Here is an 18,150-nt window from a genome sequence, read left to right as displayed (position 1 = left end):
CCGCCGACAGAGGCCGAGCGGACGTTCATGCTGTCGCACCGGAATCTGCGTGAGCAGGCCAACGCGCAAGCCGCCCAGTCGGTCTCAGGCCGCTCCGCCAAGCAGGAATTCGGTCACCTCATCCATCACCACGTCTTCAAAGGCGACAGCCGGCCGGCCCTTGGGGTCTGGCCGCCCGGTTGGCACGCTTAGGTCAATCCGGCCGCAGGCCGTCGGCGCTTTGATCCATGGATCACTTTCCATGCCACGCGGCCGCCGGCGGTAGACAAGCTGCCGGTCGCGCGCTAGACAGCGTTGAGGCATTTTTTCCTGTTTCGAAGGAGAGCGGCATTGCTCTCACATGACCGCGTATGGGCAGCCATCGATGCTCTTGCCGAGCGTTATTCGCTGTCGGCTTCAGGCCTTGCCCGGCGCGCGGGTCTCGATTCGACGGCCTTCAACAAGTCGAAACGCCTGTCGTCCGACGGCCGCCCGCGCTGGCCCTCGACGGAATCCCTGGCCAAGATCATCGAGGCCACCGGCGCCTCTCTGGAAGAATTCACTGGCCTCGTTGAGGGGCGCGCCGGCTCTTTCCTCGCTCAGCCGCGCAGCGCCGTGCCGCTGCTCGGTTTCGCCCAGGCCGGCGCCGGCGGCTTCTTCGACGATGCCGGTTACCCAGCGGGGCAGGGTTGGGACCTGGTCGAGTTGCCGGCGCGGGCGACCGAGACCTCCTATGCGCTGCAGGTCCAGGGCGATTCCATGCTGCCGCTCTACCGCAACGGTGACGTGCTGATCGTCGAGCCCGGCGCGCCGACCCGCAAGGGCGACCGCGTCGTCGTCAAGACAACCGCCGGCGAGGTCATGGCCAAGGTGCTGGACCGCCAGACGGTGAAATCGATCATGCTGGTGTCGCTCAATCCTGCCCACCCGGACCGCGATATTCCGACCCGCGACATCGAATGGGTGGCGCGCATCGTCTGGGCAAGCCAGTAGGTCCGGCCTGGTGCGGCTTCTTCAAATCACCTTGGCTGTCCTGGCAATTCCGGTCATGGCGGCGCTTGTCGTGGCCGGCGGGCGCACTCTTAAGGGCCGTGAAAGCATCATCACCGTCGACCAGATCGATCCGGTCGCCGACACGCCCTCCGCGCCCGCTGGCGACGCGCTCCCCGCTGCCGGGGCCGATACGCCGACGCAAGAGCCGGCGACATCGGCCATTGCCGCGCCCGCCGCTACCGAGCCGCCCAATCCGGTCATCCATTCGAGAGCGATCGACCCCCAGATCGTCGCGCCGCCCGATCTTCCGGATAAGCAACTCCAACGCGTCGAGCCACGTGCGCCGCTCAGCGACCTGGCGCTGGCCGGCCCGCCAAAGCCGCCCAAATCGAAGAAGCCGGGCGAGTGGAACGGCACCAAGCTGTTCCAGCCCGTCGCCACCGCCGCCGGACTGATCGAAGCCAAGGGCTACGCCGTCGCCATTACCGGCGTCGACGTCGTCAAGGCCGATGAGACCTGCAGCGATGAGGGCAAGAGCTGGGCATGCGGCGCGCGCGCAAGGACGGCATTCCGCGCTTTGCTGCGCGGCCGGGCTGTCGCCTGCACGGTGCCGCCGGAAGGCGGACGCGACACCATTTCCGCCGAATGCCATATTGGTAATCTGGACATCGGCCAGTGGCTTGTCGAAAACGGCTGGGCGCGCGCCGCGCGGGGCGGTCCTTATGTCGAGGCGGAGAACAAGGCGCGCACGGCAAAGAAGGGTATTTTCGGGCCGGCGCCGAACCTCGGCGGCCTGCCGGCGCTGCCGGCCGCCGAACCGGCGCCGGTCGCGCCGGATTCCATCCTGCCCGCGGAAGACGGCGCGGCTACGCCGCCAGCTGACCAGCCAGCGCCCGCTCAATGAGCGCGCGCGTCTCGGCGATACCGTAGAGTGCTGCGAAGGAGCCGAAGCGCGGGCCGCGTTCCTGGCCGATCAGCACCTGGTAGATCATCTGGAAGAAGGCGACCGATACGCCCGGTCCGCCTTCCGGGCTTTGCTTGGAATGGTCCTGGTAGCGCTCGATCCGGCGCGCGACATTGAGCGCCGCGTTCTGGATCGCTTCGCCGTCGGCGCCTTGCGGCAGCGCGCCGAGCGCGTCCGAAAGCCTGGCCAACGCCTCGCGCTCCACCTCGTCGGCGGCGCGGAAAACCTTGGTCGGCTTCACGAAGTCGTCGAAATAGCGGATGGCGTAGCCGGTCAGCCGGTCGAGCTCGGGATGCGTCTTCGGCGTCACGCCCGGCGCATGCCGCGAGATGAAGCCCCACAGCACCGCCTTGTCATGCGCATTGGACGCGCTCACCAGGTTGAGCAGCAGCGCAAACGGCACCGGCAGGTCTATCGTCGGCGGATTGCCGTCATGCATGTGCCAGACCGGATTGCCGAGGCGTTCCTTCCAATCCTGCCGGGGATAGGCGCTGAGGAAAGCGTAATACTCGTCCACCGCCTTCGGGATGACGTCGAAATAGAGCTTCTTTGCCTGCCGCGGCCGCTGGTACATGTAGAGCCCGAGGCTCTCGGTCGGCGCATAGGTAAGCCATTCGTCGATGGTCAGCCCATTGCCCTTCGACTTCGAGATCTTCTGCCCCTCCTCGTCGAGGAACAACTCATAGACGAAATGCTCCGGCGCGCGTCCGCCGAGGATGTTGCAGATGCGGTCGTAGATCCCGGCATTGGTCTGGTGGTCCTTGCCGAACATCTCGAAATCGACGCCGAGCGCTGCCCAGCGCATGCCGAAATCGGGCTTCCACTGCAGCTTCACATGGCCGCCGGTCACCGGCAGCGTGGTTTCGGTGCCCTCGTCGTCGAAGGTGATCGTGCCGGCCTTGGCGTCGACATGCTTCATCGGCACGTAGAGCACACGGCCGCTCTTCGGCGAGATTGGCAGGAACGGGCTGTAGGTCGCCTGGCGCTCCGGCCCGAGCGTCGGCAACATCACCGCCATGATCGCGTCATAGCGCTGGGCTGCCCGCATCAGCACCTCGTCGAAGCGGCCGGACTTGTAATATTGCGTCGCGCTGGCGAACTCGTAGTCGAAGCCGAACGTGTCGAGGAAGCGGCACAGCATCGCGTTGTTGTGGTCGGCGAAGCTCGTATAGTCGCCGCCGAACGGATTGGGCACCGCCGTAAGCGACATGTGCAGATAGGGTTCGAGCGCCGCGCGGTCCGGGACGCTTTCCGGGATCTTGCGCATGCCGTCCATGTCGTCGGAAAAGCACAAAAGCTTGGTCTTGACCTTGTTTTCGGTCAGCACGCGGAAGGCGTGCCGCACCATGGTCGTGCGCGCCACCTCGCCGAAGGTGCCGATATGCGGCAGGCCGGACGGGCCGTAACCGGTCTCGAAGAGGACGGTCTCGGGAAAGTCTTTGCCCTTGTAGCGCGCGATGATCTTCTTGGCTTCCTCGAACGGCCAGGCCTTACTCTCGGCAGCCGCGGCAAGCATCTCGGGATTGAGATCGATGATGTTTGATCCCGTCATGTAAATATCTTCCAGGTCAGGCGCCGTCGTCACGGCGGATATGTTTTTCAATCGGTCTCTAGGCGTGACAAGCCGGAGCGTCAACGATTTGCGGCGCTTTTCCTTGCGGCGCCATGATCGGGTCCCTACGTTCGAGCGCTGTTATCCTGTGCATGTCGCTCCAAAGTGCCTAGCGGTTTTGGGACAACGCCACGCACGCTTCCAGGAGTTTTGAATGCCTTTGCTGACACCGCACGAAGCCCTGATCCACCTGATGGTCATAACTTCGGCTTCCGACCGCGACATGACCGATGTCGAGCTGGCGCGGATCGGCGACGTGATCCGCTCCTGGCCGGTGTTCGTCGATTTCAACCAGGACCGGCTGGTTGCCGTGGCGCAGGCCTGCCAGAAGGCGCTGCATCACAAGGATGGTCTGGAAGGCGTTCTCGCCCGCGTCGCCGAGGCGCTGCCCGAGCGGCTGCGCGACACGGCCTATGCCGCTGCCTTCGAAGTCGCCGCCGTCGATCTGGAGATGCGCATGGAGGAGGTGAGGATCCTGCAGCTCATCCGCCTCAAGCTCGATCTCGACACACTCACCGTCGCGGCGATCGCCCGTGCGGCCAAAGCGCGGCTGCGGACGTTGACCTAAAAGAAGCTGACCGGGAAATAGCGCAGGTAGAACTCGGCAAAAGTGCCCTTGATCGAGATTTCCTGCAGCGCGTAGTCGAAGGCCGCCGCCAGCGCCGTGTCGCCTTTGCGGGTAGCGATCACCATGCCGGAGCCGAGATATTCCGGCGCCAGATAGGGGCCGCCGGCAAAGCGGCAGCAGCCGGCCGCATCCGAGCCCCCCAGCCAGAACGCAAAGCGCATGCCGTCGCCGAAGGCGGCATCGATCCCGCCGGCCTTGAGGTCGGCATAGAGGTCTTCCGGCTTGTCGAAGGTCACGACCTGGACGGTGCTGAAATAGTCACGCAGCATCTTTTCATGCGCCGAGCCGGTGACGACGCCGACGCGCTTGCTGCGCAGCTTGTCGAGGATCGGCTCGGCGAAGGCCTTGGCCTTCGGCATGATGAAACGTGCCGGGAACTGCAGGTAGGAGCGCGAGAAGGCATATTTCTCTCGGCTTTCCGGTGTCGCGGCGATGCCCGCGATGATCGCCTCGCCTTCGCCCTTCTGCAACGCATCGTCCAATTCATTCCAGGGCAGCGCCTGGATCTGGCATTTGTCGACGATGTCGAGTTCGGCGCAGATCGCCCGCGCCAGGTCGATATGGAAACCCGACAGCCGGCCCGAACCGTCAAGGAAATTGAAGGGCGGGAAATCGGTGGTGGTGAGGAACCTCAATCGCGGCAGCGCGGAGAGGTCGGGCTTGGGCAGCCGCTCCTTGGCGTCCCACAGCACCGGCACCTGCGGTTCCGCGGCCTGAGTCGCGCCGGCAAACGGCAGCGCTCCGATCAGCATCGACACCAGCGCCAGGACTATCCACCGCAATGTCACGAAAAGGTTCCGCCCCGTTATATGCCGGCTTTTCGTACGAAAATGACGCAGGCACAATGGATTTTGATTTCAACCGTCCAAATTAAGCGTATGATTCAGCGCGTTTGCAAGTGATCCTGAGCGTGCCGGACGGGGAAGCTGCCGGCACAGCGATAGGGGCTTGCAGTCCGGGGGTTGATGGCGAAGGGCGGTTCGGGCATCTATCGTCGGTAACGATAAAAGCAGAAGCAACATGGGGTAGATGTTGCGATGGGCATGTACGACAGAACTCTGGAATATATAGACCAGTTGCAGCACGCCGGCACCGCAGCCGCGGTATGCGAGCGGTTGCTCGGTATTACCTCCAATTTCGGCCTGACAGCTTTGATGGCGGGCACCGTGCCGCAGCCGGGCACGCCGCGCGGTCAGCAGAAGGACCACGTGCTGCTTTGCGACTGGCCCGGCGAGTGGCTGGAGCGCTACGTGGCGCGCAACTATGTCGACCACGATCCGGTCGTCAGCCACATGAAGCAGCTGCAAGCTCCGTTCCAATGGCGGGACGCCTCTCGCAGCATCGTCGTCGACAAGGGCAGCGACGAAGTGATGGGCGACGCGCGCGAGTTCAAGCTGCGCGACGGCCTTGCATTTCCGCTGGTCACGCTCGATGGTCAGATCGTCATGGTCTCGTTGGGCGGCGAAGCTGTTGAATTGTCGGGCGAAGAATTCGGAATGGTCTCGCTGGCGTCGACCTATGCGATCGGCCGCGCCATGCAATTGCACACGAAGCCGACCAAGGTCATCGATCACATTGTGTTGACGGCTCGTGAGCGCGAGTGCCTGCAATGGGCCGCCGTCGGCAAGTCCGAATGGGAGATTTCTCAGATACTCGGCATCTCGGAACATACATCCGAGAAACACCTTCTTAACGCCAAGAGCAAACTCGGCGCAGCCAACCGCGTGCAGGCAGTCGCGGAGGCGATTAGGCGCGGCTATATTAGCTAGGTCGGCCGTGCCGACCTAGAAATTCTTGCCTGCGCGTTCGCGCAATATTCTAAGGGACATCACGGCCGTATCTTCCTCTTACGCCTAGGAGACGGCTGATGCTTTTTGCCCTTACCACACAGGAACTGATGGAACGTCCCGACCTCTGGGAGGCCGTCCATCGGCTGCGCTACAAGATCTTCGTCGAGGAGATGGGATGGACCGATCTCGATCGCCCGGACCATTTCGAGATCGACCAGTTCGACCATGACGAGGCCGAACACCACCTCGTCATCCGCAATGGCGAACTCGCTGGCTACCAGCGCATGCTGCCGACGACACGGCCGCATCTTCTGACGGACGTTTTGCAGGATCTCTGCGAGGGCCCGTCGCCCCGCGGACCGAATGTCTGGGAACTGACCCGCTACGCAGTGGCCCAGGGCTTTCGCGACGGCAAACGCGGGGTCTCGACGGTCGGCACAGAGCTGATCGCCGGCTTCGTCGAATGGGGCCTTAAGCGCAACGTCAACCAGGTGATCATCGAGTTCGAGCCGATGTGGGTCCTGCGGGCGCTGCAGTTGCACTTTCTGGCCAAGCCCCTCGGCTACCAGCGCACCTACGGCAACCAGCAGGTCGTGGCGACGCTGCTGACCTTCACCGAGCATACGCTCGATGTCGTGCGTCAGCGCCGCAATCACCACCTGCCGGTGCTGAACCGGGGTTATCCTGGCCAGCTCGGCCTGAAGCAGGCCTCCTAGGTTTGGAGATGGTCATGAGCTTTCATCCCGAACCAGACCTGCGCGGCCACACGCTGGTCGTCACGGTGTCCTCGCATGACGGCCGGCCGGTGCTGGACAGGCACGCCTATGCGAGCCTTGCCAGAACCTTGCACGACGCGGCCGCCAATGACGAGGTCCGCGTCGTCATGCTGCGCGGCCTTGCCGGCTGCTTCTGCCTTGGCGGCGACTTCTCGGAGTTCCTCGACGCCACCAAGCACCAGCAGTTGATCGCCGCCGTTACCGACATGTTTCGCATGTTGGCGACCTTTCCCAAGCCGGTGCTTGCCTGCGTCGACGGCGATGCCGTCGGCGTCGGCTGCACCATCCTCTTCCACTGCGACATGGTGATCGCTTCCAAGGGCAGCACCTTCAGGGTGCCTTTCGTCGATTTCGGCCTCGTGCCGGACGCGGCGACCAGCATCCTGGCGCCCCAGAAGCTCGGCTATGCCGGTGCCTTCCGCTTCTTCTGCCTGGGCGACACGCTCGGCGTGGATGACGCCAGGGCGCTCGGACTGGTGGGCGAGATCGTGACGGAAGGCAGCGCGGAGGAGGCAACCATGGCGAGAGCAAGACAGCTCGCCAAGAAGCCGGTCGCAGCATTGCTGCAGACGCGCAGCCTGCTCAAGGGCGATACGGACGTGCTGTGCGACCGTATCGATCATGAGATTACGCTGTTCCAGCAGGCGCTTCAGGACGACGCCACGCTGAAACGCCTACAGCGTATCGCCCGCCTGGCGGCCTGAGCGCCAGGCGTGAAAATCTCAGCGCCGCGTAACCGAAAGGTCCGCGGCGCTGTAATGCCCAGTCTTGTTGGATGCATGTCGTTTTCCCAAAACCGCTGCGCACTTTGGGCGAGAGCCATCTAATCTTTCAGGAACGACGGTCCTTCGCCGATGATTTTCTTGTCGGGTTTGCCGATGGTACCGCTGTCGCGGCCGTCATAAGGCAGCGACAACAAAATGTGCTGCATCACCGCAAGCCGGGAACGGCGCTTGTCGTTGGCGCGCACGACGATCCAGGGCGCAAACTCTTTGTGCGTGTGTTCGAACATGGTGTCGCGTGCCTTGGTGTAGTCGTCCCATTTGCTGACGCCGGCGATGTCGATCGGCGAGAATTTCCAGTTCTTCAGCGGCGACCAGCGGCGGTCATGGAACCGCTCGAGCTGCGTCTCGCGGCCGATGTTGAGCCAGAATTTGAAGAAATGGATGCCCTCGTTCGAGATCATGCGCTCGAAATGCGGGGTCTCGTCCAGGAATTTCTCGTGTTGCTCTGGGCTGCAGAAGCCCATGACCGGTTCGACGCCGGCACGGTTGTACCAGGAGCGGTCGAAGGTGACGAACTCCCCCGACGTCGGGAAGTGATCGACATAGCGCTGATAATACCATTGCCCCGTCTCGGTCGGCGTCGGCTTAGTCAGCGCCACGTTGCGCGCCGTGCGCGGGTTCATATATTGCCGTAGCACGAAGATCGTACCGCCTTTGCCGGCAGCGTCGCGCCCCTCGAACAAGGCCATCACCCGCTTGCCGGTTTTTTGCAGCCAGGCTTGCGCCTTGACCAGTTCTATCTGCAGCCGCTCGAGCTCCTTCTCGTAGTCCTCGCCGTTCATTTTCTTGTCATAAGGATAGCCGCCGGCGGTGAGCTTGTTGTCTTCGATCCAGTCCGGCAGCACCGGATTGTCGATGTCGAACTCGCGTTCCTTGCCACCGATCTTGATCTTGATCGTCCCCGTGGCCGGCACCGCTTGCGCTGTTTCCTTGGCTTTATTCATCCAGACGAACCTTTCCAGTTTGCGGACTCGTGCTATGGAGCCTCTACGGCGCCTGCGCCCTTTGGAGCGCAAAATCGCTGTAGAACTTTGATTTTGCGCATGAACCTTTGCGAAAATCGATCCTGATTTTCAGGGGCCTATGCGCAAGGCCGGCCCAGCGAGAAGCTGACCGGACCGAAAGCGGGGTAACGCAGGCCTATGGCGGAGACAAGCGCGGGGCACAACGGGGGGCAAGCCTTGGCTGCGCGGCTGTGGCGCAGCCGCTGGCTGCTTGCCGTGGGTGCCGTTGCGGTCGTCGCCGTCTACTTTTTCGCCGGCATGTCCGCCTATGTGCCGCTGCTGGCCTTGGCCGCGCTGGTCGCCGCGGCAATGCTGCCTGCCGCTGCCGAGCGTCAGTCGGCCAATGAAGCAGCCGCGATCGAGGCCAGCGGACTGCAGCGTCTTTCCGGCGAATATCTGGCGGCCGCGGTTGCCGATCCGCTGATCATCTTCGACCATTCCGCCACCATCGTTCATGCCAATGCCGCCGCCTTCGCCGCCTTTGGCGGGCTGGCGCCGGGCATGTCGCTGTCCCTCAAGTTCCGCGCGCCGGAGATGCAGGCGTTGCTGGACGGCATCCTTGCGGGAGAGGTCGCGTCCGACGCCGTCGATTACACTGAAAAGCTGCCGGTGGAGCGGACATACCGGGTTAGCGCCTCCACGGTTGGCCATGCCACAGGCCTCTATGTGCTTGTCTTCAAGGATCAGAGCGAGACGCGCCGCATCGATCGCATGCGGGCCGACTTCATCGCCAACGCCAGCCATGAACTGCGCACGCCGCTTGCTTCGATCGCCGGCTTCATCGAGACCTTGCGCGGGCCGGCCCGCAATGACGCGACCGCGCGCGATCAGTTCCTGCAGATCATGCAGAACCAGACCGGCCGCATGGCACGCCTGATCGACGACCTGCTTTCGCTGTCGCGGCTGGAGATGAAGCCCTATCTGAAGTCGGGCACCGAGGTCGATCTTCGCCAGACCATCGACGGCGTCATCGACTCGCTCGCGCCGCTGGCCAGCGAGAACGGCGTCGTCATCGAGCGCGATTTCGCCGCCGGCCCGCTGGTCGTGCCCGGCGATCGCGACGAACTCTTCCAGGTCTTCGAAAACCTTCTGGAGAACGCCTGCAAATACGGCCAGTCAGGCGGACACGTCACCGTATCGATTGCCGGCGGCGAGGACGGCCAGGGCGTCGACGTCTCCATAAGGGACTACGGCCCAGGCATTGCCGAAGAGCATATCCCGCGCATCACCGAGCGCTTTTATCGTGTCGATGTCGAATCGAGCCGCACGCAGAAAGGCACTGGACTTGGCCTTTCGATCGTCAAGCATATATTGACCCGACATAACGCCAGGTTGTCGATCAAGTCGGAAGTTGGCAAGGGCGCGGCGTTCACGGTTCATTTGCCGGCTCGCTGATCGGCTACAGCTTGCCAACCGGCATTTTCTTCTTTCTGTCATGCGGTTCGCGTATCAGCGACGGATTGAGGAAACGAACAAGCCGGCACAAACCGGGAAGGCATATCGATGCAGTCCGTCCATATCGTCAGTGCCTATGATGAAGAATTGAAGTTCCTGTCGAAGCGCATCGCGGCGATGGGCGGGCATGCCGAACGCATGGTCGAGCAGGCGATAACGGCCCTGGTGAATGCCGACCATGGCCTCGCGCAGAAGGTCATCCAGGACGATGTCGTCCTCGACGAAGGACAGCGCGAAATCGATGACAAGGCGATCATCATCATCGCCAAGCGCCAGCCGATGGCGACGGATCTGCGCGAAATCGTCGGCGCCATCCGCATCTCGGCCGACATCGAGCGCGTCGGCGACCTCGGCAAGAACGTCGCCAAGCGCGTGGCCTCGGTCGATGGCCGCCAACCGAACAGCCTGTTCCGCGGCCTGGAAGCTCTCGCCAACCTGGCTCTGACCCAGCTCAAGGAAGTGCTCGACGTCTACGCCTCGCGGTCGGTCGAGCGGATTGGCTTCGTGCGCGACCGAGACGACCAGATCGACGCCATGTACACCTCGCTGTTTCGCGAGCTTTTGACCTACATGATGGAAGACCCGCGCAATATCACGCCCTGCACGCATCTCTTGTTCTGCGCCAAAAACATCGAGCGCATCGGCGATCATGCGACAAACATCGCCGAAACCATCTATTACATCGTCACCGGCGACCAGATGCCGGTTGATCGGCCCAAAAGCGACAAGACCGACCAGGTCGTGCTTCCCGCGGCGGCAGTCCCAGCTAATTGAATGCCTGCCTCTCGAACGATTCTCTAATTTAGGCTAAGCTCCCCGCCAGAACAGGGAAATAGAGCGGGTTTGCCGTTCCTTGAACGGTGAACCGCTCCAGGCGCAGCGATCCGCCAGGCGCTAGCGCGGGAGGTTGCGATGGAACAAGTTCGGAACCTGACCCCGGCCCCGCAGTCGACGTCAGGGATCATTGCGTCGAGCGTCTATACCGGCGGCAAGCGCGTTGCCGACATCGCGATCGAGGATGCAGGCGAATGGGCGCGAAAGCCGGGCCATGTCGTCTGGATCGGTTTGCTCGAGCCAGACCGTAACCTTCTTCTCAGGGTCCAGGCGCAGTTCCACCTGCATGATCTTGCAATCGAGGACGCCGAGCATCCGCATGCCCGCCCGAAGATCGAGCAATATGGCGACGCCCTGTTCATCGTCGCGCGCACCGCGCAGCTTATCGATGGCCGCGTCACCTTCGGCGAAACGCACCTGTTCGTCGGCACCGGCTATATCGTCTCGGTCAGGCACGGTCCGTCGACCTCCTACGCTGCGGTGCGCCAGCACTGGGAAAGCTGCCCGCACTCGCTGGCCAAGGGTGAGGATTTCGTCCTCTACGCCATCCTGGATTTCATCGTCGACAACTACATGCCGGTGCTGGAGCAGATCGAGGACGAGGTCGAGGCGATCGAGGACAAGGTTCTGCTGAAGCCGATGACCGGCCCGGATATCGAGCGGCTCTACATGTTGCGCCGCGATCTTCTAAGGCTGCGTAACGCCGCCGTACCCCTTGTCGAGGTCTGCCGCCGGCTGACCAGCGCCGAGCTGCTGCAAATCCATGCCGCCATGCATCCGCTGTTTCGCGACGTGACCGATCACATCCGCACCGTGCAGGAGAAAATCGACAGTCTGCGCGAGGTGCTGGCCTTCGCTTTCGAAGCCAGCCTGCTGGTCGGCCAGAGCCAGGAGACGGCGATCTCCAAGAAGCTCGCATCCTGGGCCGCAATCCTGGCGGTGCCAACGGCCTTCGCCGGCATCTACGGCATGAACTTCTCGGACATGCCGGAGCTGAAGATGGAATATGGCTATCCCATCATTCTGCTGGTGATGGCCTCGATCTGCTCGTTCTTGTACTGGCGGTTCAAGAAGAATGGGTGGCTGTGAAGGGAAGGGAATAGGGGAGTAAGGGTTGCCGAGTCTGTAATTGACGGGACAGCGCTAGCCGACCACGTTCTACTGCCCTACTGCCCTACTGCCCTACTGCCCTACTGCCCTACTGCCCTACTGCCCTACTGCCTTACCTGTTCCGCCGTCTATCCGCCGCCGGCTGGAACGCCACGCGGGAATGGTACTTGCAGTACGGGCCGGTTTCGGCTGATTCATTGCCGCAGAAGCTGAAATCCTCCGACAGCGGATCGCCGTTCGGCCATTTGCAGGTGCGCTCGCTCAGTTCGACGAGCTGCAGGTTCCGCGAAATCGGCACGACGACGTTCTCGACCGGACGGATGTAGTGGCGCGCTACGGGCTCGGCGTCGAATTGTATCTGCAGCGCCGTTGCGCCGACGGAAGCTGTCACATGGCCATGGCGCGAGGCGCTGGCCGCGCGGGCCACCGATTTCTGCATCGAGGCGCCCTGCACCGTCTTTTTCTGCCGCGCCGGGGCGGCCGTCGCGCGGCCGCGGCCCGACAGTTTCAGGCGATGGACCTTGCCGATGACGGCATTGCGGCTCACTCCGCCCAACTGCGCGGCAATCTGGCTGGCGCTCAGACCCTCCGACCACAATTTCCTGAGAAGTTCGACCCGCTCGTCAGTCCAGTTCATGAGACCGCGCTCCTGTGAGGCGTACGGCAGTCAGAATCCTTTCCCGCCCCGGCTCTCGCCGGGCAAACGACACCACATGTACCGGGTGATTAGGTCCGCCGCACGAAATCTAGTTATTTCTCGACTACAATTACCTTATGCGCTGACTCGGTGACAAGAGTCCCCAGGGCAACACGAATCGGTTTTTTCGGTTTTCCCCAACTTGCCGGCCGCTGATGAGCCGGCGTGCCGTCGGGGGGCCTTGCCGCGCGCTTCTGCGCGACGTTTTCGTTGACTTCATGGCCGAAAAACATCATAAGCCGCAAAGGCCGCCGCATTGGCGGCTTTTTTGATTTCCGGTTCCGGAGACGCATATAATGAGCGGTTCGGCGCTTTACGAGACCTTTGCTCGCGCACCCCTGGCTTTCGACCATGGGGAAGGGACTTGGCTGGTCACCGACAAGGGCGAGCGATATCTCGACTTTGCCGGCGGCATTGCCGTCAATTCGCTGGGCCATAGCCATCCGCATCTGGTCGCCGCATTGACCGAGCAGGCCGCCAAGCTCTGGCATGTCTCCAATCTTTATGAGATTCCTGAGCAGCGTCGTCTGGGCGAGCGGCTGGTCAATGCCACCTTCGCTGACAAGGTGTTCTTCACCAATTCCGGCGCCGAGGCGCTGGAATGCGCCATCAAAACGGCCAGGCGCTATCATTTCGTCAAGGGCCAGCCCGAGCGCTTCCGCATCATCACCTTCGAGGGCGCCTTCCACGGCCGCACGCTGGCGACGATCGCCGCCGGCGGTCAGTACAAATATCTCGAAGGCTTCGGCCCGAAGGTCGAGGGTTTCGACCAGGTGGGCTACGACGATATCGATGCCGCCGAGAAGGCGATCACGCCAGAGACCGCGGCGATCCTGATCGAGCCGGTGCAGGGTGAGGGCGGCATCCGTCCGGTGCCGACGCAGTCGTTGAAGCGGCTGCGCCAGCTCTGCGACCAGCACGGCCTGCTTTTGATCTTCGACGAGGTCCAGTGCGGCATCGGCCGTACCGGCAAGCTCTTCGCGCATGAATGGACCGGTGTGACGCCCGACATCATGGCGATCGCCAAGGGGATCGGCGGCGGCTTCCCGATGGGCGCCTGCCTTGCCACCGACGAGGCTGTGATCGGTATGACTTCGGGCGTGCACGGCACCACCTTCGGCGGCAACCCGCTGGCGATGGCGGTCGGCAACGCAGTGCTCGACGTGGTGCTGGCCGAAGGCTTCCTCGAGGACGTGCAGCGCAAGGCGCTGCTTTTGAAGCAGGGCCTGGCCGGGGTTGCCGACGAATTTCCCGATGTCATCGAGGACATAAGGGGGATTGGCCTGATGCTCGGCCTGAAATGCGCCATGCCCAACACCAAGGTGAACATGGCGCTGCGCGACCAGCACCTGCTCGCGGTGCCTGCCGGCGACAATGTCATCCGCCTGCTGCCGCCGCTCACCGTCACCGACGAAGAAATCGGCGAGGCGCTGAGGCGCATCCGAGGTGGCGCCAAGGGCCTGACCGACGCGATCGCGGCCGAAGCCGCCAAGTAATTTCTGGAAACCCCGCCGATGAGTGTTCGCCACTTCACCGATCTATCCGCCGTTTCCGCGGGCGACCTGCGCGTCATGCTCGACGACGCGGTGGCGCGAAAGACCAGGCTCAAGGCCGGCGAGCGTTCGAAACCGCTCGAAGGCAAGGTGCTGGCCATGATCTTCGACAAGCCGTCGACGCGCACGCGCGTGTCCTTCGATGTCGGCATGCGCCAGCTCGGCGGCGAGACGATCATGCTGACCGGCACCGAGATGCAGCTCGGCCGCTCCGAAACCATTGCCGACACCGCCAAGGTGCTGTCGCGCTATGTCGACGCCATCATGATCCGCACCACCTCGCATGAGCGGCTGCTGGAGCTGACCGAAAACGCCACCGTGCCGGTCATCAACGGGCTGACCGACGACACCCATCCGTGCCAGCTGATGGCCGACATCATGACCTACGAGGAGCATCGCGGTCCGGTGGCCGGCAAGACCTTCGCCTGGACCGGCGACGGCAACAACGTGCTGCATTCGCTGCTGGAGGCGTCGGCGCGTTTCCGTTTCGACGTTAATGTCGCGGTGCCGGAGGGCAGCGAGCCGTTCGAGAAATATGTCGACTGGTCGAAGGCCAATGGCGGCAAGGTCAGGTTCTCCCGCTCGGCCGAAGAAGCCGTCGACCAGGCGGATTGCGTCGTCACCGACAGCTGGGTGTCGATGGGCCAGGAGCATCGCGCCCGCGGTCATAACGTCTTCCTGCCCTATCAGGTCAATGCGGCACTCATGGCCAAGGCCAAGCCCGACGCTTTGTTCATGCACTGCCTGCCGGCGCATCGCGGCGAGGAGGTCACCGACGAGGTGATCGACGGGCCGCATTCGGTGGTCTTCGACGAGGCCGAGAACAGGCTCCACGCCCAGAAAGCGGTGCTCGCCTGGTGCCTGGGCGCTTGATCCAAGGCGATCGATACGGGGGATATCCCGACTTGATCCGGGGATATGTGATGCCTATTTGCGGGCCATCACGTAAATTGAACGCGCTTCGACGCATGCGGCCCGCTGGCCGGCATGGTTGCGCCCCGGAGTATTGTTATGTTGGAAACCCGTACCTTGGCTGAGCATCATCAACCCCAACTCGGTGAATTCGGCTTCGCCGGCGACGATCATGTCGTGCCTTACGAGGTCGCGCCGCTCGACGTGCGCGGTCGCACCGTGCAGCTCGGGCCGATGCTCGACGCTATTTTGAGCCGCCACGATTACCCCGAACCGGTTGCCCGGCTTCTGGCCGAGGCCTGTGTGCTGACGGTCCTGCTTGGCACCTCGCTGAAGTTCGAGGGCAAGTTCATCCTGCAGACCCGCACCGATGGGCCGGTCGACATGCTGGTGGCGGATTTCTCCACCCCGCATGCGTTGCGCGCTTATGCGCGCTTCGACGCCGACAGGCTGCAGGCGCTGATTGCCGCGGGCGAGACCTCGCAGCAGACATTGCTCGGCAACGGCGTGCTGGCGCTGACCATCGATCAGGGCGAACACACGCAGCGTTATCAGGGCATCGTCCAGCTCGACGGCGAGACGCTGGAAGACGCGGCGCGCACCTATTTCCGCCAGTCGGAGCAGATTCCGACCGAGCTCAGGATGTCGGTCGCCAAGCTGGTGACGCCTGGCCCTGGCGGCGCTCGCGAACAGTGGCGTGCCGGCGGCATCCTGGCGCAGTTCCTGCCACAGGCGCCGGAGCGTATGCGGGTGCCGGATATTTCGGGCGGCGATGGCGATCCGCGCGACGTTACCGATCAACCGGCCGACAATTCCTGGCAGGAATTGCTGGCGCTGCTCGGTACCATCGAGCCGACCGAACTGATCGACCCGACAGTGGGCGCCGAACGGCTGCTCTATCGGCTGTTCCATGAACATGGCGTGCGCGTCTTCCGTAGCGTGCCGGTCGCCGACCAGTGCTCCTGCTCGCGCGAGAAGATCGTCGGCATCCTCGCAGGATTTTCGGCTGAGGAGATCAAGGACTCGACCGAGGATGGCGGCATCCACGTCGCCTGCGAGTTCTGCTCGACGCAGTACGACTTCGATCCGGCGGAGTTCGCCAAGTAACGACTTCTCCTTCTCCCCGTTCACGGGGAGAAGGTGTCACGAAGTGACGGATGAGGGGCAGCGCTGACCTTGAAGAAGACTGCTCCGACACCTCAACGCTGTCGCCGACTTTGAACATAATCTCGAAAACTCAGCGCTGCCCCTCATTGTCCTGCCGGACATGTCTCCCCGTAAACGGCGAGAAAGAGGCTAATTCACCGTCCGCCTCGTCCCGGGCAGGTCGAGCGAGAAGGCCGGAATGGCGATGTCGAACACCTCGCCGCGGCCGTTGCGCATCGTGTAGTGGCCGACCATGATGCCGGACGGCGTCGGGAGCGGGCAGCCTGAGGTGTATTGATAGCTGTCGCCGGGATTGAGCTCCGGCTGGTCGCCGACGACGCCGGCGCCGCGCACTTCCTCGACGCGGCCCTGGCCGTCGGTGATGTGCCAGTAGCGCGACAGAAGCTGCACGAAATCGTCGGAGCGGTTGTCGATCGTCACCTGATAGCCCCAGACATAGCGGTTCTCGGAGGGATCGGAACGATCCTCCAGGTAGAACGGCCTGACCAGCACTTCGATGTTGCGCGTCACGGCGCGATACATGGGCTACTCCGTTGGCGCCGCAGGGGAACATTTACTGCACTTCGCGGTTCTCACGCGAGATACCGGCCGTCCTGCCACGCTTCAAGCGCAGGTGCCGAAAAACAATGTCATTTAAGTGACACATGACAATGTTGGTGTGCACAAACTTTGCCGGGCGACTCGGGCGCTCTGTCGACTGATGAAACGGCCTCGCGGGGCCTTTCGGGAGTGACCAGATCTCGATGGAACTCACTATCGCAGCCGCCCTAGCTTCGTCAGCCCTTCTTCTATCCAATCTCGCCAGCATCGTGCTTGCGTCGTCGCGGCTGAAACCGCGACGTGTCATTCCACCGCCGGCCGGCGCGCGTCCGCCTGTGTCGATCGTCGTGCCGTCGCGCGGCGTCGAACCGTTCACCGAGGAAACCTTGCAGCGGTCCTTCTCGCTCGACTGGCCACGCTATGAGCTGATCTTCTGTGTCGCCCATGCCGAAGACCCGGTGGTCAAGCTCATCGACGCAGCGATCGCGCGCTACTCGCAAGTTCCGGCGCGGCTGTTGATCGGCGACGACAGGATCAGCGCCAATCCCAAGCTCAACAATTGCGTCAAGGGTTGGCAGGCGGCGCGGCACAATTGGGTCATTCTCGCCGATTCCAACGTGCTGATGCCGAAGGACTATGTTCAGCATTTGATGGCGGCATGGCGCCCGGACACTGGTCTTGTCTGCTCGACGCCGGTCGGTTCGCGGCCGGGCGGCTTCTGGGCCGAAGTCGAATGCGCTTTCCTCAACACGCTGCAGGCGCGCTGGCAATATGCCGGCGAGGCGCTTGGTCTCGGCTTCGCCCAGGGCAAGAGCATGCTGTGGAACAAGCCGATGCTCGACGCCAGCGGCGGCATCCAGTCTTTGGCCGCCGAGATCGCCGAGGACGCTGCGGCCACCAAGCTGGTCAACGGGCTTGGCCTCAATGTTAACCTTGTCGCTTCGCCTTTCGAGCAGCCCCTCGGCCAGCGCACGCTTGCCGAAATCTGGTCGCGCCAGACGCGCTGGGCGCGGCTGCGCCGGGTCACCTTTCCGTTGTTCTTCGCGCCCGAGATATTCACCGGCGCCGCGATACCGTTGCTTTTTGCGCTGATCGCGGCTGCAAGCGCCGGCGTCAGCCTGCCGACCACCGCGCTTTGCGTCCTCGTCATCGCCTATCTGCCGGAGTGTCTGCTGGCCTGGTCGAAGGACTGGTATCTGTCGCGGCGCAGCGTCACCGCGATGATCGTACGCGACGCAATGCTCCCGGCGATCTGGGCGCGCGGCTGGCTGGGGGCGCCGTCGAATGGCGCGGCAACGCCATGACCATCCGTACCCGGGAAATGACGGAGCTTGACGAGATCGCCTGAGCC

Annotated in this window: 18 protein-coding genes and 1 pseudogene; 14 read left to right on the top strand and 5 right to left on the bottom strand. The window is 63.2% G+C overall.

Annotated elements, in window-relative coordinates:
• Positions 1 to 27 precede the first annotated feature (27 nt).
• The 3 genes from ACVDG8_RS15355 to ACVDG8_RS15345 all read left to right on the top strand — a co-directional run bounded on the left by ACVDG8_RS15355 (position 28) and on the right by ACVDG8_RS15345 (position 1,876).
• On the top strand, positions 28 to 192 hold the full coding sequence (locus ACVDG8_RS15355; RefSeq protein ID WP_447255409.1) for a hypothetical protein: 165 nt from the start codon (positions 28 to 30) through the stop codon (positions 190 to 192).
• Between the two features lie 138 nt (positions 193 to 330).
• Positions 331 to 972, top strand: a complete 642-nt coding sequence (locus ACVDG8_RS15350; protein ID WP_447255408.1) for a S24 family peptidase — start codon at positions 331 to 333, stop codon at positions 970 to 972.
• A gap of 10 nt (positions 973 to 982) precedes the next feature.
• Positions 983 to 1,876 carry a thermonuclease family protein gene (locus ACVDG8_RS15345; RefSeq protein WP_447255407.1) on the top strand — a complete coding sequence of 298 codons (894 nt, stop codon included), beginning with the start codon at positions 983 to 985 and terminating at the stop codon, positions 1,874 to 1,876.
• Here ACVDG8_RS15345 and ACVDG8_RS15340 read toward each other — a convergent pair.
• Positions 1,839 to 3,488: a lysine--tRNA ligase gene (locus ACVDG8_RS15340; RefSeq protein ID WP_447255406.1), complete on the bottom strand. Its 1,650-nt coding sequence runs from the start codon at positions 3,486 to 3,488 to the stop codon at positions 1,839 to 1,841. The two genes, ACVDG8_RS15345 and ACVDG8_RS15340, sit on opposite strands and share 38 nt — an antisense overlap.
• Before the next feature lie 214 nt (positions 3,489 to 3,702).
• Between ACVDG8_RS15340 and ACVDG8_RS15335 the strand changes: the two genes are divergently transcribed.
• On the top strand, positions 3,703 to 4,116 hold the full coding sequence (locus ACVDG8_RS15335) for a tellurite resistance TerB family protein (protein WP_447255405.1): 414 nt from the start codon (positions 3,703 to 3,705) through the stop codon (positions 4,114 to 4,116).
• Here ACVDG8_RS15335 and ACVDG8_RS15330 read toward each other — a convergent pair.
• Positions 4,113 to 4,928, bottom strand: a complete 816-nt coding sequence (locus ACVDG8_RS15330) for a transporter substrate-binding domain-containing protein (protein ID WP_447257356.1) — start codon at positions 4,926 to 4,928, stop codon at positions 4,113 to 4,115. The genes ACVDG8_RS15335 and ACVDG8_RS15330 overlap by 4 nt on opposite strands.
• Positions 4,929 to 5,213: 285 nt before the next feature.
• On the opposite strand from ACVDG8_RS15330, the gene ACVDG8_RS15325 reads away from it, so the two are divergent.
• The 3 genes from ACVDG8_RS15325 (at position 5,214) to ACVDG8_RS15315 (ending at position 7,446) form a co-directional block, all read left to right on the top strand.
• On the top strand, positions 5,214 to 5,945 hold the full coding sequence (locus ACVDG8_RS15325; RefSeq protein ID WP_447255404.1) for a LuxR family transcriptional regulator: 732 nt from the start codon (positions 5,214 to 5,216) through the stop codon (positions 5,943 to 5,945).
• 98 nt (positions 5,946 to 6,043) lie between these two features.
• The gene (locus ACVDG8_RS15320) at positions 6,044 to 6,682 is read left to right on the top strand and encodes an acyl-homoserine-lactone synthase (RefSeq protein WP_447255403.1); all 639 of its coding nucleotides are present in this window, start codon (positions 6,044 to 6,046) and stop codon (positions 6,680 to 6,682) included.
• A gap of 14 nt (positions 6,683 to 6,696) precedes the next feature.
• Positions 6,697 to 7,446, top strand: a complete 750-nt coding sequence (locus tag ACVDG8_RS15315) for an enoyl-CoA hydratase-related protein (RefSeq protein WP_447255402.1) — start codon at positions 6,697 to 6,699, stop codon at positions 7,444 to 7,446.
• 119 nt (positions 7,447 to 7,565) lie between these two features.
• Here the strand turns inward: ACVDG8_RS15315 and ppk2 are convergent, their stop codons facing one another.
• Positions 7,566 to 8,471 carry a polyphosphate kinase 2 gene (ppk2, locus tag ACVDG8_RS15310; protein WP_447255401.1) on the bottom strand — a complete coding sequence of 302 codons (906 nt, stop codon included), beginning with the start codon at positions 8,469 to 8,471 and terminating at the stop codon, positions 7,566 to 7,568.
• A gap of 198 nt (positions 8,472 to 8,669) precedes the next feature.
• Here ppk2 and ACVDG8_RS15305 point away from each other — a divergent pair, with 198 nt between their 5' ends.
• The 3 genes from ACVDG8_RS15305 (at position 8,670) to ACVDG8_RS15295 (ending at position 11,909) form a co-directional block, all read left to right on the top strand.
• Entirely contained in the window at positions 8,670 to 9,926 is a 1,257-nt protein-coding gene (locus tag ACVDG8_RS15305) for an ATP-binding protein (RefSeq protein ID WP_447255400.1), read from the top strand.
• A 108-nt stretch (positions 9,927 to 10,034) separates the two neighbouring features.
• On the top strand, positions 10,035 to 10,760 hold the full coding sequence (gene phoU / locus ACVDG8_RS15300) for a phosphate signaling complex protein PhoU (protein ID WP_447255399.1): 726 nt from the start codon (positions 10,035 to 10,037) through the stop codon (positions 10,758 to 10,760).
• 138 nt (positions 10,761 to 10,898) lie between these two features.
• A complete protein-coding gene (locus tag ACVDG8_RS15295) occupies positions 10,899 to 11,909 on the top strand; it encodes a magnesium and cobalt transport protein CorA (protein ID WP_447255398.1) in 1,011 nt (336 codons plus the stop codon).
• 133 nt (positions 11,910 to 12,042) lie between these two features.
• On the opposite strand, the gene ACVDG8_RS15290 is transcribed toward ACVDG8_RS15295, so the two are convergent.
• Positions 12,043 to 12,567, bottom strand: coding sequence for a GcrA family cell cycle regulator (locus ACVDG8_RS15290; protein WP_447255397.1), 525 nt, complete (start codon positions 12,565 to 12,567; stop codon positions 12,043 to 12,045).
• A gap of 356 nt (positions 12,568 to 12,923) precedes the next feature.
• Between ACVDG8_RS15290 and ACVDG8_RS15285 the strand changes: the two genes are divergently transcribed.
• The 3 genes from ACVDG8_RS15285 (at position 12,924) to ACVDG8_RS15275 (ending at position 16,199) form a co-directional block, all read left to right on the top strand.
• The gene (locus ACVDG8_RS15285; RefSeq protein WP_447255396.1) at positions 12,924 to 14,123 is read left to right on the top strand and encodes an acetylornithine transaminase; all 1,200 of its coding nucleotides are present in this window, start codon (positions 12,924 to 12,926) and stop codon (positions 14,121 to 14,123) included.
• Between the two features lie 18 nt (positions 14,124 to 14,141).
• Entirely contained in the window at positions 14,142 to 15,053 is a 912-nt protein-coding gene (gene argF / locus ACVDG8_RS15280) for an ornithine carbamoyltransferase (RefSeq protein WP_447255395.1), read from the top strand.
• A gap of 138 nt (positions 15,054 to 15,191) precedes the next feature.
• A complete protein-coding gene (locus tag ACVDG8_RS15275) occupies positions 15,192 to 16,199 on the top strand; it encodes an Hsp33 family molecular chaperone (RefSeq protein ID WP_447255394.1) in 1,008 nt (335 codons plus the stop codon).
• A gap of 189 nt (positions 16,200 to 16,388) precedes the next feature.
• Here the strand turns inward: ACVDG8_RS15275 and apaG are convergent, their stop codons facing one another.
• On the bottom strand, positions 16,389 to 16,781 hold the full coding sequence (gene apaG, locus ACVDG8_RS15270) for a Co2+/Mg2+ efflux protein ApaG (protein WP_447255393.1): 393 nt from the start codon (positions 16,779 to 16,781) through the stop codon (positions 16,389 to 16,391).
• Between the two features lie 221 nt (positions 16,782 to 17,002).
• Between apaG and ACVDG8_RS15265 the strand changes: the two are divergent.
• Positions 17,003 to 18,147, top strand: a pseudogene (locus ACVDG8_RS15265) (ceramide glucosyltransferase).
• Positions 18,148 to 18,150 lie beyond the last annotated feature (3 nt).

It is taken from the genome of Mesorhizobium sp. ORM8.1 (assembly GCF_053005525.2).
The sequence above is the reverse complement of the archived record's forward strand: the minus strand, read 5'-3'. Positions and strand labels throughout refer to the sequence as shown.